Consider the following 16,364-nt stretch of genomic DNA (forward strand, 5'->3'; position numbering starts at 1 on the left):
TGCGCAGCGCGCAGCCGCGCGGGGCAGCCGCGCCCGGGGCGTCAGCTCCGGCGGGCGGCGGGTCGGGAGACCGGCCGCGAGCCCGGACCGGCCGGCGGGGTCGTGCCGCCCGCGAGGCCGGCGTCACCGCGCAGCCAGTGCCGTTCCACGAAGAACGGTGCCACCGGCAGCACGGAGGCGATCAGGGCCAGCACGGTGCGCCGGCGGGGCCAGCGCCCGGCGAACGCCAGGTAGCCGATGAGTGCGCAGTAGGCGAGAAAGAGCGTGCCGTGGATCGGGCCGAGGATCTTCACCCCCTGGGGATGGTCGGCGCCGTACTTGATCCCCGTGGCGATGAGCAGCAGGAGGAACGACGTCGCCTCGGCGAACGAGACGGCGCGGGCCGCGGTCAGGACGCGGGATCCGCCGTGCGGGGCCTGATCGGTCATCTCAAGTCCTCAATCGTCGTGGCGGTCGGACGGTCGTCATGGCGAGATCGTGACCATCGCCGGACCTGAGGTGCCGCCCGGACACGCCGGCCGCTCACCTGGGCGGACAGCGGATTTCGTCACATCCGAGTGGTCTGCGGTCGGCCTGGTCAGCCCGGCTGTTCGGGCTGGTCCGGACCGGCGGGCACCGGCTGGACCAGCAACTTCTTCTACTGAAAGTAGAAGATAGCTGACGCCGGAGGACCCGATCGGCCCGGACCGTGACCACCCCGACGCCGGTCATCACCCGCCCGTGCCGATCGGAGTGACCCCGGTCGCACCGGCACAGGTGCGGCGGGCATGCAACGATCGAGGCATGTCTGTCGTCCACATCGACGCCGGGCCCGGGTCCGGGTCGGCCAGCGTCCAGACCGCGCCGAGCGGCGTCGCGGTCGCCTCGGCGCGGGTCGCGCCCTCGCGGGACGGCGACACCCTCCACCGCCCCGGTCGGCTCGCCTCGGCCACCGGCCTCCCGCTCACCGACGCCGCCCTGCGGGCCGGTGCCGCGGACCCGTGTGCCGAGGCGGCCGATCCGCGCGCCGGCGTCGCACCCCGTTGCGCCGCCGCGCGCTCGGCGGACGCGCGCCGGCCCGGCCTCGCCAGCACCGCCCCGTTCCTGCGGGCCTGCCGACGGGACCAGCCCGAGACCACCCCCGTCTGGTTCATGCGCCAGGCCGGTCGCGTCCTGCCCGAGTACCGGGCGCTGCGCGCCGACGTGCCGATGCTCGACTCGTGCCGCGACCCCGCGATGATCACCGAGATCACCATGCAGCCGGTGCGTCGCTTCCGGCCGGACGCGGCGATCTTCTTCTCCGACATCGTCGTGCCGCTGGTGGCGATCGGGCTCGACATCGACATCGTCGCCGGGGTCGGGCCGGTCGTCGCGGAGCCGGTGCGCGACTCCGCCCGGCTCGCGGCACTGCGTGCGCTCGAACCGGACGACGTCCCCTACGTCACGCAGGCGGTCCGCGACCTGCTCGGCGAGCTCGGCGGCACCCCGCTGATCGGTTTCGCGGGCGCGCCGTTCACCCTGGCCAGCTACCTCGTCGAGGGCGGCCCGAGCCGCAACCACCTGCGTACCAAGGCGATGATGTACGGCGAGCCGGAGCTCTGGCACGAGCTGCTCGACCGGCTGGCCACCATCACCACCGCCTTCCTGCGGGTCCAGGTCGACGCCGGCGTCGACGCGGTGCAGCTGTTCGACTCCTGGGCCGGTGCGCTCAGCGAGGACGACTACCGGCGTTACGTCGCACCGCACAGCGCGCGCGTGCTGGCGGCCTTCGCCGGCGAGGTGCCGCGTATCCACTTCGGCGTCAACACCGGCGAGCTGCTCGCCGCCATGGGCCAGGTGGGTGCCGACGTCGTCGGGGTCGACTGGCGGGTTCCCCTCGACGAGGCCGCGCGCCGGATCGGGCCGGGCCGGGCGGTGCAGGGCAACCTCGACCCGGCGGCGGTGTTCGCGCCCGAGCCCGTGCTCGCCGCCAAGGTCGGCGACGTCCTGGCCCGCGGCGCGAAGGCGGAGGGGCACGTGTTCAACCTCGGCCACGGCGTCCTGCCGGAGACCGACCCGGGCGTGCTCGCGCACATCGTCGACCTCGTCCACGCCGGTTGATCCGGCCGGCGACCGACGGCCGGTTACAGCTCCACCACCATCGGGGCCCGGTCCGCCACCACAGCGTGATCCGCCGCCGGGACGCGGCCCGCCTGCGGGCGGGCGCGACGCGATGGTGAATCCTGGTGGAACGGCACCACTCATCGTGAAGGGCGGCAGGAACGTGCGGGTTGTCATCGTCGGTGGGGGAGTCGCCGGGCTCGCCGCGGCCCATGCCCTGTCCGGCCACGCCGAGGTGACCGTCCTGGACGCGGGGGAGCGCGTCGGCGGCAAGCTGCGCACCACCCCGATCGAGGGGATGGACGTCGAGGAGGGCGCCGAGTCGTTCCTCGCTCGCGTCCCCGACGGTCTGCGGCTGGCCAGGCAGATCGGCCTCGGCCACGACATCGTGCATCCGGCGACGACCTCGGCGTCGCTGTGGATCCGGGGCCGGCTGCGGCCGATCCCGCCGAACACCATGCTCGGCGTGCCGACCGACGCCTTCGGCCTGGTCCGCTCCGGGGTGTTGTCCCCCTGGGGGCTGCTGCGGGCCGCGGCCGACCTGGCCCTGCCGCGCACCCGCTTCCCCGACGACCCCACCGTGGGCGGCTTCGTCGGCGCCCGGGTCGGGCGCGAGGTCGTCGACCTGCTGGTCGACCCGCTGCTCGGCGGGGTGTACGCCGGGCGGGCCGACGCGCTGTCCCTGCGGGCCACCGTGCCGCAGCTCGTCCCGATCCTGACCGAGGACCGGTCGCTGCTGCTCGGCGCCCACCGGGTGCGGGCCCGCACCGCCCCGGCCGCGTCGGCGTCGACGACGCCGCTGTTCGCCAGCTTGCGCGGCGGCCTGGGGTCGTTCGCGACGCGGCTGGCCGAGCGGTCCGGCGCGACCGTGCGCACCGGCGTGCTGGTGCGCGCCGTGGAACGCACCGCCGGCGGCTGGCGGGTCGTCTGCGACCGGGTCGGCGGCGGGGAGAAGCCCGAGCCGCTGACGGCCGACGCGGTGATCCTCGCCGTGCCCGCCGGGGTGGCCCGGACACTGCTGAGCCCGCTGGCCCCGCACGCGGCGGCCCCGCTCGCCGGTGTCCCCTACGCCTCCGTCGGCCTGATCACGCTGGTCTACCGGGACGTCACCCCGCCGCCGGGCAGCGGTTTCCTGGTGCCGGCGCGGGCGGGTACGTCGGTGAAGGCGGCCACCTTCCTGACCACGAAGTGGCCGCATGTCCGCGCCGGCCGGTTCACGGTGGTCCGGGCCAGCATCGGCCGCGCCGGCGCCGAGCACGACCTGCAGCGCGGCGACACCGAGCTCGCCGGCGTGGCCGCGGCGGAGATCGCCCAGATCACGGGGCTGACGGCGCGTCCGATCGCCACCAGGGTGAGCCGGTGGGGCGGCGCGCTGCCGCAGTACCTCCCGGGCCATCTGAGCCGGATCGCCGGCGTGCGCCGGGCGCTGCCCGCGGGCCTCGCGCTCGCCGGCGCCGGCTACGACGGCGTCGGCATCCCGGCCTGCATCCGCTCCGGGGAGGCCGCCGCCGCCGCGGTGCTGCGCGCCGTCCGGACGGCCCAGGGCAGTCCGGCGGAGCCGTCGGGATCGACCGATCCGGTGGGATCGACCGATCCGGTGGAGCCGACCGATCCGGTGGGGCCGGTGGGTCCGCTGGGCCCGGGAGTCTGAGGAACGACCCGCACCGGCCGGTCCGGTCGGTGCGGGGTGATGGAGGAGACGGGTATGCCGGAGTCCACGAAGTCCGTTCAGGAGCTCAACGCCGAGCTCCTCTACACCGGGTGGTCGGTCTTCGCCGCCGACCGCCCGCTGCCCGCCGATCGGACCCCCCTGATCGACGAGGCCGACGCCCTGCTGGAAGGGGCACTGGCGAAGGACGTCTACACCCGCGGAACGTACGAGATCTCGGGCTACCGGGCCGACGCGGACCTGATGGTCTGGTGGACCAGCCCGGACCCCGACCTGCTGCAGGAGACCTACCAGCGGTTCCGCCAGACGGCGCTGGGCGGCCATCTGCGGCCCGTGTGGTCGGCCGTCGGGCTGCACCGCCCGGCGGAGTTCAACCGCAACCACATCCCGGCGTTCGTCCGCCGGGAGGACCCGCGCGGGTACATCTGCGTCTATCCGTTCAACCGGTCTCTGGAGTGGTACCTGCTGCCGGAGTACGAGCGGCGCGGGCTGCTCGCCGAGCACGGGATCATGGGCCGCGAGTTCGAGGACGTCCGGGCCAACACGGTCGCCGCGTTCGGCCTGGGCGACTACGAGTGGCTGCTCGCGTTCGAGGCCGACGAGCTGCACCGCATCGTCGACTGCATCCGCCACCTGCGGGGGAGCGCCACCCGTCGGCACACCCGGCTGGAGACCCCGTTCTACAGCGGCGCCCGCAAGTCCCTCGCCGACATCGTCGCCGCCCTGCCCTGACCCGGTGGCGGCCGCGCTGAGCCGCCCGCACAGCCCCGCCACGACGCTGCGCCGCGCGACCGTGCCGTCCCTCCGGCGCGCGGCGCCGTCGGTTCTGTCTGCGGCGCGTGCCGCCGGGGCCGGCTGACACCCGCAGCCGGCGCCTGCCTGGGCGCCCCCACCCGTCCGGCAGGCGCCGACCGTCCCGTATCCGTGCCCCCCGGCTCGCGCAGGCGCGAGCCGGATCGCACAGTTTCCACCCCGACGGCGCCCGTACGGGCCGGGCAGCCGACGGCTCCCCGGCCGGAGCCGAAGAGCCATGACGCACAGTAGCAGTCCAGCCGCTTCCTGTATACGCAGCGTGCGGCCGGCGTGTGCTGTCCGGAATTTCGGTATCCACGATTGAACGCGGGAATTTCGCTACGGCGGGTTACCGGCGATCGACGTCATCTCTGCTACCTTGAGTCGCCACAAACGGACGGATGACGCCGCCGCAACAGTCGGCGGTCGCGGCGTCGTCCGGCACCTGCTTCGCGGGCCCCCGGTAGATCGGCTGAGGAGAGCCGGTAACGTTGCCCGTGACCAGGAGTGCCGGCCGCGTCGGTGGCCGGCGGTCCGGTTCGCACCGGTGTGCACCCCGACGCAACGCCGGGCAGTGCGCGAACAGCCGGCCCGCCGTCCGCGGTGGCCCACAGTCAGTGGCGGGGGAAGATCGCTGGAGGTCCGGTCGATGCATCACCGATGGTTGAGCTCTCGGCCGTCCACGCGAGGCATACCGAGAACCGCGGCAGGATGGGGTCGGGCCCGGACCGCACCCGAGATCCGACGCGTTGTGGCGACCACGGAGCGGTCGACGATCGGCGCAGCTCGGGGCATCGTCATGACCCCCACCATGCGACCAGGGCGGACGATTCGGACAGTTTGTTCGATTCGTACATTTCAGGCGACTGTCGCCGCGGAGGCGACGGCGGGGTGTTCCGTCGGGAGTCGTCGTTCGGGCGGACCGGTCGGGCGGCGCTGTCCCGCGGGTCACGCTCCCGGGGAGGGCCACGCGTGACGGAGACGATGTCGGGGGACGCCCGCGCCTCCGCCGGGTCGAACTTCGTCCCGCGCACCCGGCCCGGCCCGTCGCCCTACCCGCCGCAGACCAGGCCCGGGGCCGCCGCACCGGCGGACCACGCCGCGACGCCCCCGGGCGGGCAGCCCGGCTGGACCGGCACCGGCGGCCGCCACAGCGTCGCCCGCGCGCACTCGGTCGCGGCGCTGGAGAACGTGGCCTACCGGGCGCAGGTCACCTGGGAGCGCCGCTACGTGCGGCTACTGATCCTGTTCGACGCGGCGGCCTGCGTGGTCGCCGCGGGGCTGGCGTTCTTCGTGCGGTTCGGCGACCTCGTCGACTTCGAGACCAAGCCGGTGTCGATCAAGCCGTACATCCTCATGACGGTGCTGCTGCCGGTCGCGTGGGTGCTCGCCATGTCGCTGAACCGGGCCTACGAGAGCCGGTTCCTCGGCGGTGGGTCGGAGGAGTTCCGCCGGGTGGTCAACGCCGCGGCCAGGTTCACGGCCGCGCTCGCGATCATCTCGTACGCGACCAAGGCCGAGATCGCCCGCAGCTACGTCCTCATCGCGTTCCCCGCGGCGACCCTGCTGTCGGTGGCCGGCCGGGTCATCGGGCGGGGGATCCTGCATCGGATGCGCCGCGCCGGGCGCTGCCTGCACCGGGTCCTCGTGGTCGGTGCCGGCGAGTCCGCCGCCACGCTGGTCCGCCTCGCCCAGCGCGACCCGACGTCGGGCTGGTCCGTGGTCGGCGTGGTGCTCGACCGCTCGCCGGGCCGGCACAGCCACGACCGCCCGGAGCGCAGCGGGTTCGACCTGCTCGGAGTGCCGATCGTGGGCACCTCGGAGACCCTGCACACCGCCATCACCGCCACCCACGCCACCACCGTCGCGATCTGCCCGCAGATGGACGGCGAGACCCTGCGCCGGGTGCTGTGGACGCTCGAGGGCAGCGACGTCGACGTGCTCGTCTCCTCGGCGCTGACCGACGTGACCGGCCCGCGGATCTCGATCCGCCCGGTGGCCGGGCTGCCCCTGCTGCACATCGAGGAGCCGGAGCTCAGCGGGACCCGCCGGGTCATGAAGGGCGTGTTCGACCGCTGCGTCGCCGGCACGGTGATCCTGCTGTTCCTGCCGGTCCTGCTCGGCCTCGGGATCGCGGTCCGGCTCACCAGCCGCGGCCCGGCGCTGTTCAAGCAGATCCGGGTCGGCCGGGGCGGCGAGCACTTCACGATGTTCAAGTTCCGGTCCATGTACGTGGACGCGGAGGCGCGCAAGGCCGAGCTGGAGTCGCGTAACGAGCGCGCCGAGGGCCTGCTGTTCAAGATGCGCGACGACCCTCGGATCACCCGCGTCGGGAAGTTCCTGCGCAAGTGGTCGCTCGACGAGCTGCCACAGTTGATCAATGTGCTCAACGGCAGCATGTCGTTGGTCGGGCCGCGCCCGCCGCTGCCCTCGGAGGTCGCCCGCTACGAGGACGACGTGCACCGCCGGCTGATGGTGAAGCCCGGTCTGACCGGCCTGTGGCAGATCAGCGGACGCTCGGACCTGGAGTGGGACGAGTCGGTCCGCCTCGACCTGCGCTACGTGGAGAACTGGTCGCTGGCGATGGACTTCGTCATCCTCTGGCGGACCGTCTTCGCCGTCCTGCGCCGCGAAGGCGCCTACTGAGCTGGCCTGACCTGACCCGGCCGGCCGGCCGGCCCGACCGACCGACCGGCTGGCGGGCTTCCGGCCGGGAGCGGCCGGGCGGCCCGACGGACTACGCGGGGGTGAGCCAGCCGGCGACGCGTAGGTGATCGAGGATGCGGTCGACGGCCTCGTCCCCGGAAAGCTGCGCGGTGTCCACCGTGACATCGGCGTCGGTGGGTTGCTCGTACGGGTCCGACACCCCGGTGAACGCGGGGATGACGCCGGCTCGGGCCTTGGCGTAGAGGCCCTTGCGGTCGCGCGCCTCGCAGACCTCGAGCGGCGTCGAGACATGAACCAGGACGAAGCCGCCGCCGGCCGCCTGGACCATCTCGCGGACCTGCGTGCGCACCCGCGCGTAGGGCGCGATCGGCGCGCAGACCGCGGTGCCGCCCGCCCCGGCCACCTGCGCGGCGACGAACCCGATGCGGCGCACGTTGAGGTCCCGGTCGGCGCGGGAGAAGCCCAGGCCCTGGGACAGGTGGGCGCGCACGACGTCCCCGTCGAGCAGGGTGATCCGCCGTCCGCCCTGCTCGAGCAGCCGGCAGACCAGCAGCCCGGCCAGGGTCGACTTGCCGGACCCGGACAGCCCGGTGAAGAAGATGGTCAGCCCGCGCTGGGAGCGCGGGGGGATCGCCCGGGCGAGCTCCGCGGCCACCGCGGGCGGGGTCAGCTCGGCGGGGATCGGCCCGCCGGCGTCGAGCAGGGAGGCCAGCTCCTGGCGGCCGGGCGCGCCGATCGCCGGGCCGATCAGGCTGCCGGACAGGCCGTAGCTGCTGGCCAGGTGCGCGCGTTGGGCGGTGAGCCGGGCCAGCACCTCGGCGTCTGCGTTCGCCGACGGCGTTGCGCCCGCGGCGCCGCCGTCCGGTTCGAGGGGAATGGCCGCCGGGGCCACCCCGGCCGGTGCCGGGCCAGCCGACGACAGCGCCGCCGGTTCGAGGCCGCTCGGTTCGAAGCCGCTCGGTTCGAGGCCGCTCGGTTCGAAGCCGGCCGGTTCGAAGCCGGCCGGGCCGGGGGCCAGCGGATGGCGCGTGCCGCCGGCGGGCGGCAGGACCGTCGCGCTCATCCCGGGCTCCCGGGGGGTGGCCAGCAGCGCCGAGGGGACGGCCGGGACGAGGACCAGCAGGCTGCGGTGACGCGGCGGGTGGTCGCCGGTGCCCGGGCGGCGGTAGGGATCGGGACCCGGCTCGTGGCGGCGGCCGGCGGCGCCCGCCGCGATGGCGTCGGAGGCCACCGCCTCGGAGGCCAGGGTCGCCTCGCTCGGGCGCAGCGGCGCGTCCACGGCGTCGAGCGCGGCCTGCAGGCAACGGACCCGCAGGTGATGCCCGGCATCCGCCGGGTCGGCGCCGCCCACCGGGGCGAGCACCACGCAGCGCTTGCCCTGCCGGGTCAGCGCGCGGATGCGCCCCACGTCCGCGGTGTGCAGCAGGCCATCGGCCCAGACCGCCCACGCCGCCCCGGCTCCCACCTGCGGACCGGTCCAGCCGCGGGCGCGCAGCTCGGCACGGAGCTGGTCCGGGGTCAGCCGTAGCGCCGGGTGGTCCGGGTGGTGCGGCAGGCGCACCCCGTCCAGCGTGCCGACCAGGCGCACGGTGGACCCGGCCGGGGCCGGCAGCAGGGTGCGTACGTGCAGGGCGGCGATCATCACCCCCTCCGGGTCGCGCAGGGCGACGGTGTCCCCGGCCGCCAGCGGCTCGGCGTCGGCGGCCGGCACGGCGAGGATGGGCACCGGCACGCCGGCCAGCTCCTGCGCCGCCGGGTAGCCGGGGTTCGGACCGAAGGCGCCGACGAGCAGCAGCTCCAGCTCGGCGAGCTGCACCGGCGTCAGGGTGAGCGACGGCCAGCCGAGAGAGGCCGTCGTCAGCTCCGCGGCGCGGTCCGGCGTCACCAGGCGCAGCAGCCGATCGTCGGCGGCGGGCCCGTGCGACGGGTCGGTTGCGCCCGTGGCGCCCGGCTTCGGGAGGCGGTCGGGATCGGGATCCGGATGAGAGGTGGCACTCACACCCGCGACCGTAACGGGTGACAGACTCCGTCCCGATGAACACCGACGACACCCGCCGGCCGGCCACCGTCCCCGTCGACATCGCGACCGACGAACTCGACGACGACGTCCTGGCCCGGCGACTGGCCACGGATGCAGGCAAACTGCTGCTCAGAATCCGGGAGGAGGTCGGGTTCGCGGAGCCCGCCACCCTGCGCGACGCCGGCGACGCGCGTTCCCATCAGCTCCTGGCCCGGGCGCTGGCCCGCCACCGCCCGCAGGACGCGGTGCTGTCGGAGGAGGGCGCCGACGACCCGGCCCGACTGTCCGCCGAGCGGGTCTGGATCGTCGACCCGCTCGACGGCACCCGTGAGTTCGCCGAACCCGGCCGGTCCGACTGGGCGGTGCACGTCGCGTTGTGGCGCGCCGGCGAGCTCATCGCCGGCGCGGTCGCCCTGCCGGCGCTGAACGTGACGCTGTCGGCCGGCGGCGATGCTCCGGCCGCGGCCCGGCCCGCCGCGGCGGGTCCGCCGCGGATCGTCGCCAGCCGCACCCGGGCGCCGCGGATCGTCGGGGAGGTCGCCGAGGCGCTGGGCGCCAGCGTCGTCCCGATGGGGTCGGCCGGGGCGAAGGCCGCGGCGGTCATCCGCGGCCGGGCGGAGATCTACCTGCACGCCGGCGGGCAGTACGAGTGGGACTCCGCGGCCCCGGTGGCGGTCGCGCGGGCGGTGGGGCTGCACACCAGCCGCCTCGACGGCTCCCCCCTGCGGTACAACCAGCCCGACCTCCTGCTGCCCGACCTGGTCATCTGTGAGGCGAGCCTGGCCCCGGCGGTGCTCGCGGCGATCCGGGCGGCCGACCCACGGCCGTGAGGCCACCCGTGGTGGTCGCCCGGCGTCGCAGGCGGGGCGGCCGGGTGCCGACCGCGACCGGCCGGTGTCCGTCGTGTCGCCCGTGTGGCGGGATGGTGGAGTTGGGTCACGGGTGAGCCGGTTAACGTCGACGAAACCGCCGGTGGGAGAGCCGGGTCGGCTACTTTGGACTGATACATCGGCGAGACGAGGGGTTTTCGCGTGCCTGTGACGGGTTACGAGCTCACCCACCTGCAGATGCTCGAGGCCGAGGCCATCCACATCTTCCGTGAGGTGGCGGCCGAGTTCGAACGTCCCGCGCTGCTGTTCAGCGGCGGGAAGGACTCGATCGTCATGCTGCGGGTGGCCGAGAAGGCGTTCTGGCCCGCGAAGCTGCCCTTCCCGCTGCTGCACATCGACACCGGCCACAACTTCGACGAGGTGCTGGAGTTCCGGGACCGCCGCGCGGCCGAGCTCGGCGCCCGCCTCGTGGTCGGCTCCGTGCAGGCGGCGATCGACGCCGGGGAACTCACCGAGGACACCCGGCCCGGGGCGTCGCGCAACCAGCTCCAGACGCCCGTGCTGCTCGACTCGATCACCGACAACCGGTTCGACGCGGTGTTCGGCGGCGCCCGGCGCGACGAGGAGAAGGCCCGGGCCAAGGAGCGGGTGTACTCCTTCCGGGACGAGTTCGGCCAGTGGGATCCCAAGAACCAGCGCCCCGAGCTGTGGTCGCTCTACAACGGCCGGCACCGCCCCGGCGAGCACATCCGGGTCTTCCCGCTGTCGAACTGGACCGAGCTGGACATCTGGCGCTACATCGCCCAGGAGCGCCTGGAGATCCCGTCGATCTACTACGCGCACAGCCGCGAGACCTTCGAACGGGACGGCATGCTGCTCGCCGTCACCCCGCTGACCCAGCCGCGCGCCGGTGAGGCCGTGGTGCCGCGCCAGGTCCGGTACCGCACGGTCGGTGACATCACCTGCACCGGCGCGGTCGAGTCGACCGCGGCGACCGTCGACGAGGTCATCGCCGAGGTCGCGGCGACGCGGATCACCGAGCGGGGCGCGACCCGGGCCGACGACCGGGTCAGCGAGGCGGCGATGGAGGACCGGAAGCGGGAGGGGTACTTCTGATGGCCGAGCTGCTGCGCGTGGCGACCGCGGGGTCGGTCGACGACGGGAAGTCGACGTTGATCGGCCGGCTCCTCTACGACACGAAGTCGCTGTTCACCGACCAACTCGCGGCCGTCGAGCGGACCAGCCGGGAGCGCGGCGACGGCTACGTCGACCTCGCGCTGCTCACCGACGGCCTGCGGGCCGAGCGGGAGCAGGGCATCACCATCGACGTCGCCTACCGCTACTTCGCCACGCCGCGGCGGTCGTTCATCCTCGCCGACACCCCGGGGCACGTGCAGTACACGCGCAACATGGTCACCGGTGCCTCGACCGCCGACCTTGCGCTGCTGCTCGTGGACGCGCGCAAGGGCGTCGTCGAGCAGACCCGCCGGCACGCGTTCCTGGCCTCTCTGCTGCGCGTGCCCCACCTCGTGCTCTGCGTGAACAAGATGGACCTCGTCGACTTCGACCGGGAGGTCTTCGAGAAGATCAAGGAAGACTTCCGGCGCTTCGCCGCCAAGCTGGAGATCGTCGACGTCGCCACGATCCCGGTGTCCGCGCTGACCGGTGACAACGTGGTGTCCCGTTCGCCGAGCACGCCCTGGTACGACGGCAGCTCGCTGCTGCACCACCTGGAGGAGCTGCACATCGCCTCCGACCGCAACCTGATCGACGTGCGGTTCCCGGTGCAGTGGGTGGTCCGGCCGCGCAGCGAGGAGCTGCACGACTACCGCGGCTACGCCGGGCAGGTCGCCGGCGGTGTGCTCAAGCCCGGCGACGACGTCATCGTGCTGCCGTCCGGGCTGACCTCGCGGGTCGCCGGGATCGACACCTACGACGGGCCGGTCGAGGAGGCGTTTCCCCCGATGTCGGTCATCGTCCGGTTGGAGGACGACCTCGACGTCTCCCGCGGCGACCTGATCGCGCGGCCGAACAACCAGCCGACGGTCGGCCAGGATCTCAACCTGATGGTGTCCTGGATGGTCGACGCGCCGCTGCGCCGGCGGGCCCGGGTCGGGATCAAGCACACCACCCGATCGGTGCGGGCGATGGTCACCGACGTCAGCTACCGCGTCGACATCGACACGTTGCACCGGGACGAGAGCGTCGACACGCTGGGCCTGAACGACATCGGCCGGATCGCGCTGCGGACGACCACGCCGCTGTGCTACGACCCGTACCGCCGCAACCGCACCACGGGCAGCGCGCTGCTCATCGACGAGGCGACCGGAACGACCCTCGGCGCCGGAATGATCCTCTAGCGGCGCCCGGCCCGCCGCGGCGATCCGGCGGGGCGCATGGGGCAGTATCGAGCGGTGGACCTGCCCGTTGTTCCGCCGGTGAAGCCGATGTTGGCGCGTGCCGTCGCCGAGATCCCGCCGGGTCTGGTCTACGAGCCGAAGTGGGACGGCTTCCGGGCCCTGGTGTTCCGCGACGGCGACGCCGTCGAAATCACCTCGCGGACCACGAAGTCGATGACGCGCTACTTCCCGGAGCTCGTCGCGGCCCTGCGGGCCGTGCTGCCGGCGCGCTGCGTCCTCGACGGCGAGATCGTCGTCGCCGGAGAGCACGGTCTCGACTTCGAGGCGTTGCAGCAACGGGTGCATCCCGCGGCGAGTCGGGTCGCGCGGCTGGCCGCCGAGACCCAGGTGTCGTTCGTCGCCTTCGACCTGCTCGCCGTCGGGGACCGGGCGCTGCTCGACGAGCCGTTCGCCCGCCGCCGCGCGGAGCTCGCCGAGCTGCTGCGCCCGGGGGACGCCGCCGGCGTCCGCGTGCACGTCACGCCGGCCACCGACGATCTCGATCTTGCCCGACGCTGGTTCGACCAGTTCGAGGGCGCCGGCCTCGACGGCATCATCGCCAAGCCGCCGACAGGTGGCTACGAACCCGACCGGCGCACGATGTTCAAGATCAAGCATGAGCGGACGGCGGACTGCGTCGTCGCCGGCTATCGCCCGCACAAGTCCGGCGCCGGCGCCGTCGGCTCCCTGCTGCTCGGCCTGTACCCGGACCCGGACCCGGACGGCACCGGCACCACCGCCGACGCCGATGCCGGGCCCGGCGCCGGGGATCCGGCCGGCGGCTCGGCGCTCGCCGGAGCCGGCCTCGCCGCGGTCGGCGTGACGTCGGCGTTTGCGATGGCCCGGCGGCGCGAGCTGGTGAGCGAGCTCGCGCCGCTGGTCATCCCGATCGACGAGCATCCCTGGGCTCCCGCCGGGTCGGGCGGCACACGCACACCCTGGGACGCGGGGGAGAGCAGATGGGCGGCGGGCCGGGACCTGTCGTTCGTGCCGCTGCGCCCGGTGCTCGTCGCCGAGGTGCGCTACGACCACATGGAGGGCCCGAGGTTCCGCCACACCACCCAGTTCGTGCGGTTCCGGCCGGACCGTGACCCGCACAGCTGCACCTTCGCCCAGCTCGAACGACCGGTGCGCGTCGACCTGGCCGACGTGCTGCGGTGAGGCGGGCAGCGCCCGCGGGATCGTCCTCCGCTCGATCATCCGTCCACCTGATCGTCATCCGCCCGGCCGCAGGGCAGCGTCCGGCGGGATCCGCGTCTCGCCGAGCGCGACCGCCCCGGCCAGGACGGGCAGCCGGTCGTTGTTGGCGACCAGCGCCGGACTCTCCAGCCAGGCGAGGTAGGCGCCGCGCTGCGCCGGCGTCATCGCCGCGCTCGGCCGCGGACTGCCGCCCGGGTCGAGGAAGTCCGTCGTCGGACCGGTGATGTACCCGTCGAGGCGCGGGTCTGCGGTGTACACCCGGGGCCGCCCGTCGCCGCCGGTCACCGTGATCGGCCGCAGTGGGTCCCCGTCGCGGCGCGCCCAGAGCTGGCGGGCGCTCGACTCGTAGGCCGCGGCCCACCCCGGGCCGACCCGCGAGGCCTCCCGCAGCCGGGCGAGGATCCACTCCGGCCGGGTGGTGGGTACATCGCGGTAGCGCTGCCGGACGAGGGCCTCGACCACGTCCACCGTGATCCCGACGCCGAGATGGGCGAACGTCGCGATCGGATCCGTGGGGTCGATCGACGTGGCCACCGTGCCGAGCAGATCAAGGATCACCGCCTGCCGCCGGCGGTGGGCGGACCCGGCGTCGGCGTGTTCGCGCAGCACCGCGTCGGCGGCGTCGCCGAGAGCGCCGCTGAAGAAGGCCTGCGCCCGGGCACCCCGCAGGTAGCCCAGTGCCCGTGGGCTCGACGGATAGCCGCCGGTCCCGGCGTTCCAGCCCCGCGTGCGTCTCGCCACCCGCTCGTCGAGCCCGATCGCGTAGGCCGCGGCGTCCCGCCCGAGCAGCCCGGCGAGCGCACCGCCGCGCAGGCCCTCCCGCAGCAGCGTCTGCCAGGCCGCGACCGGGATCTCGCGGCTGGCCGCCGCCGGCGGCGAAGAGACCGGCCCGGCAACGACCGCCGTCACCGCGTCGTACATCTCCTCCCGGTAGGTGTGCAGCGCCGGGACGAGGGCCGCGCGCAGGTGCGACGGCAGCGCCGGGCCGTCGGCGGCGTGCACGGCCCCGGCGAGGCGGGCGACGAACTCCGCCGAGGCGCGCGGATCCGCCCGCCGTGCCGCCGTGCCGCCGGCCGCGGCGACCAGCCCGGACCATGCCCGCGCGGTCGCGCCGACGAGGCCGACCGCCACCGGCAGAGCGAGGTCCCCGACGGCGGCGCCGGCCAGGATCGCCTCGACGTACCGGGTTGCGAACCGGGCCGCCAGCGCCGGTTCGGCGGCGATCGCCGCCAGCAACGCGACCCGGTAACCGCGGTCCGCCGTCGCCTCGCGCAGCACAGCCGCCCCGCGACCGTCCGCGGGCTCCCGCCGAGCCGCCGGTCCGGACCCCGGGCCGAAGGCCAGGCGACCCAGCCGGTCGAGCAGGGCGCTGTCGATGCGACCGGCCGTCAACAGCGGAATCAGCAGCACGGTCTCGGCCCGGTCGTGGCGGCCCTGGGTGTTGAACCGGCCGAGCCAGGAGTCGTCGAATGCCCGGCCGCGGCTGTAGGCGGCGAAGGTCCGCCCGAGAATCCCCTCGGCGTCGCGCCGGTTCACCCCGGCCGGTGGTGCCGGCCGGTTGACCATCGGCCCCCCGGAGCGTTCCGTCACCCCGGCGAGCAGGTGCGCGAGCCCGGCCGGCCCGAGCCCGTCGTAGAAGCCGGCGACGAAGTCCAGGTCGCCGCCGCGTGAGCGCAACGCGCTCAGCGCCTCCCGCAGGCTGCCCGCGGATGCGCCGCCGCCTGCCGACGCGTGGCCGCCCGGTGAACCCAGCCGCCGCCCGGCGCCCGCACCGAGAGCGCGGGCCGGACGCCCCGCCGACCCGGCGACGTCGCCGGCCGCGCCCTGCGCTCCCGCCGGGCCGCCACCGGACAGCAGCGAACGCGCCGCGGCCCGACCCGCGGCGCGCGCCGCGGGTCCGCCGCCCCCGACGGGGACGGCTCCGGTACCGGCAGCGACGTCCGCCCCGGGATCAGCCCCACCGTCGAACGACCGGGAGTGCTGTACGGCCGGCACGACGACGGCCGCCGCCGGCAGGATCGACCGTCCCGCGACGTCGGCGCTTTCGGCCAGCGCGAGCCGGCGGCGCAGCATCGCGGCATCGGCGTCGAGCTCGTCGCCGAGCCGGGCCAGCCGTGCCGCCCAGCCACCCGGGCCGCCGACCTGAGCCAGCGCGTGGGCGACGAGCCGCGCGCCGGTGTGCAGGGCCTCCCCGGCGGACCGGACCGCGGCCGCGAGCACCCGCAGCCGGGCGGGATCGAAGGACACCCGGGCGGCACTCGTGCCGTGCCCGGGAGGATGGCCCGCGGTGAGGGGGACGGAATCACCGAAGCTCGCCACAACGTCAGCCGATCGCCCGCGGTGGGGCGCCGGGCGCCGCCGACGGCCCGGCCGGGCTGGAACAGGCCTGCTCGCAGAGCAGCAGGCACCGGTCGAGCAGGGCGGTCGCCTCGGCGGCGAGGCGCCGAATCCGGCTGGCCCACTGCTGTGCCGCCCGGCCGTCCCACGCCCCGGCACCGGCGGCCGTCACCCGGTCCAGGGCCGTCGTCACGTCTCGCCGGGTGCGCGCCACCGCAGCGGCCGCCGTCGTCCCGGCTCCATCGAAGATCGTCATCCGCACACCACCGCCGTCGGGGTCAGGTTCGGTGCGGCGACGCTAACAACTTCCCGGCGGCTCGCGCTGATCGTCCTCGGATCCTGTGGATGACGGCTGTGGGAATTGCCGACCT

General features: G+C 74.7%; 12 protein-coding genes. 8 read left to right on the forward strand and 4 right to left on the reverse strand.

Going from position 1 to position 16,364, the window contains the following annotated elements; all coding sequences use genetic code 11:
- Positions 1-41: 41 nt before the first annotated feature.
- Positions 42-428: a DUF3817 domain-containing protein gene (locus tag FRAAL_RS09140; protein ID WP_011603266.1), complete on the reverse strand. Its 387-nt coding sequence runs from the start codon at positions 426-428 to the stop codon at positions 42-44.
- A 355-nt stretch (positions 429-783) separates the two neighbouring features.
- On the opposite strand from FRAAL_RS09140, the gene hemE reads away from it, so the two are divergent.
- From hemE to FRAAL_RS09160, 4 genes are all read left to right on the forward strand, one after another.
- Positions 784-2,079: a uroporphyrinogen decarboxylase gene (gene hemE, locus FRAAL_RS09145; RefSeq protein ID WP_231861588.1), complete on the forward strand. Its 1,296-nt coding sequence runs from the start codon at positions 784-786 to the stop codon at positions 2,077-2,079.
- A 163-nt stretch (positions 2,080-2,242) separates the two neighbouring features.
- Complete coding sequence (gene hemG / locus FRAAL_RS09150; RefSeq protein ID WP_011603268.1) at positions 2,243-3,730, forward strand: protoporphyrinogen oxidase; 1,488 nt, start codon at positions 2,243-2,245, stop codon at positions 3,728-3,730.
- 54 nt (positions 3,731-3,784) lie between these two features.
- Positions 3,785-4,480 carry a hydrogen peroxide-dependent heme synthase gene (hemQ, locus tag FRAAL_RS09155; protein WP_041939054.1) on the forward strand — a complete coding sequence of 232 codons (696 nt, stop codon included), beginning with the start codon at positions 3,785-3,787 and terminating at the stop codon, positions 4,478-4,480.
- Between the two features lie 1,032 nt (positions 4,481-5,512).
- Complete coding sequence (locus FRAAL_RS09160) at positions 5,513-7,186, forward strand: sugar transferase (RefSeq protein WP_041939055.1); 1,674 nt, start codon at positions 5,513-5,515, stop codon at positions 7,184-7,186.
- 91 nt (positions 7,187-7,277) lie between these two features.
- Here the strand turns inward: FRAAL_RS09160 and cysC are convergent, their stop codons facing one another.
- The gene (cysC, locus tag FRAAL_RS09165; protein WP_011603271.1) at positions 7,278-9,206 is read right to left on the reverse strand and encodes an adenylyl-sulfate kinase; all 1,929 of its coding nucleotides are present in this window, start codon (positions 9,204-9,206) and stop codon (positions 7,278-7,280) included.
- 35 nt (positions 9,207-9,241) lie between these two features.
- On the opposite strand from cysC, the gene FRAAL_RS09170 reads away from it, so the two are divergent.
- The 4 genes from FRAAL_RS09170 (at position 9,242) to FRAAL_RS09185 (ending at position 13,617) form a co-directional block, all read left to right on the forward strand.
- A complete protein-coding gene (locus tag FRAAL_RS09170) occupies positions 9,242-10,057 on the forward strand; it encodes a 3'(2'),5'-bisphosphate nucleotidase CysQ (RefSeq protein ID WP_041940333.1) in 816 nt (271 codons plus the stop codon).
- 201 nt (positions 10,058-10,258) lie between these two features.
- Positions 10,259-11,173 carry a sulfate adenylyltransferase subunit CysD gene (cysD, locus tag FRAAL_RS09175; protein ID WP_011603273.1) on the forward strand — a complete coding sequence of 305 codons (915 nt, stop codon included), beginning with the start codon at positions 10,259-10,261 and terminating at the stop codon, positions 11,171-11,173.
- Positions 11,173-12,417, forward strand: a complete 1,245-nt coding sequence (locus FRAAL_RS09180) for a sulfate adenylyltransferase subunit 1 (RefSeq protein WP_011603274.1) — start codon at positions 11,173-11,175, stop codon at positions 12,415-12,417. Before cysD ends, FRAAL_RS09180 begins: the two co-directional genes overlap by 1 nt.
- A 54-nt stretch (positions 12,418-12,471) precedes the next feature.
- The gene (locus FRAAL_RS09185; protein WP_041939056.1) at positions 12,472-13,617 is read left to right on the forward strand and encodes an ATP-dependent DNA ligase; all 1,146 of its coding nucleotides are present in this window, start codon (positions 12,472-12,474) and stop codon (positions 13,615-13,617) included.
- 54 nt (positions 13,618-13,671) lie between these two features.
- On the opposite strand, the gene FRAAL_RS35765 is transcribed toward FRAAL_RS09185, so the two are convergent.
- Complete coding sequence (locus tag FRAAL_RS35765; protein ID WP_011603276.1) at positions 13,672-15,975, reverse strand: hypothetical protein; 2,304 nt, start codon at positions 15,973-15,975, stop codon at positions 13,672-13,674.
- 4 nt (positions 15,976-15,979) lie between these two features.
- Positions 15,980-16,249: a hypothetical protein gene (locus tag FRAAL_RS09195; protein WP_041939057.1), complete on the reverse strand. Its 270-nt coding sequence runs from the start codon at positions 16,247-16,249 to the stop codon at positions 15,980-15,982.
- Positions 16,250-16,364 lie beyond the last annotated feature (115 nt).

The organism is Frankia alni ACN14a, from assembly GCF_000058485.1.
Lineage (GTDB): Bacteria > Actinomycetota > Actinomycetes > Frankiales > Frankiaceae > Frankia > Frankia alni.

Excerpts from the sequence above, each read along its gene's own strand:
- hemQ (WP_041939054.1), top strand. The coding sequence starts at position 3,785 with ATGCCGGAGTCCACGAAGTCCGTTCAGGAGCTCAACGCCGAGCTCCTC.
- hemE (WP_231861588.1), top strand. The coding sequence starts at position 784 with ATGTCTGTCGTCCACATCGACGCCGGGCCCGGGTCCGGGTCGGCCAGC.
- FRAAL_RS09140 (WP_011603266.1), bottom strand. The coding sequence starts at position 428 with ATGACCGATCAGGCCCCGCACGGCGGATCCCGCGTCCTGACCGCGGCC.
- FRAAL_RS09195 (WP_041939057.1), bottom strand. The coding sequence starts at position 16,249 with ATGACGATCTTCGATGGAGCCGGGACGACGGCGGCCGCTGCGGTGGCG.
- FRAAL_RS09180 (WP_011603274.1), top strand. The coding sequence starts at position 11,173 with ATGGCCGAGCTGCTGCGCGTGGCGACCGCGGGGTCGGTCGACGACGGG.
- FRAAL_RS09170 (WP_041940333.1), top strand. The coding sequence starts at position 9,242 with ATGAACACCGACGACACCCGCCGGCCGGCCACCGTCCCCGTCGACATC.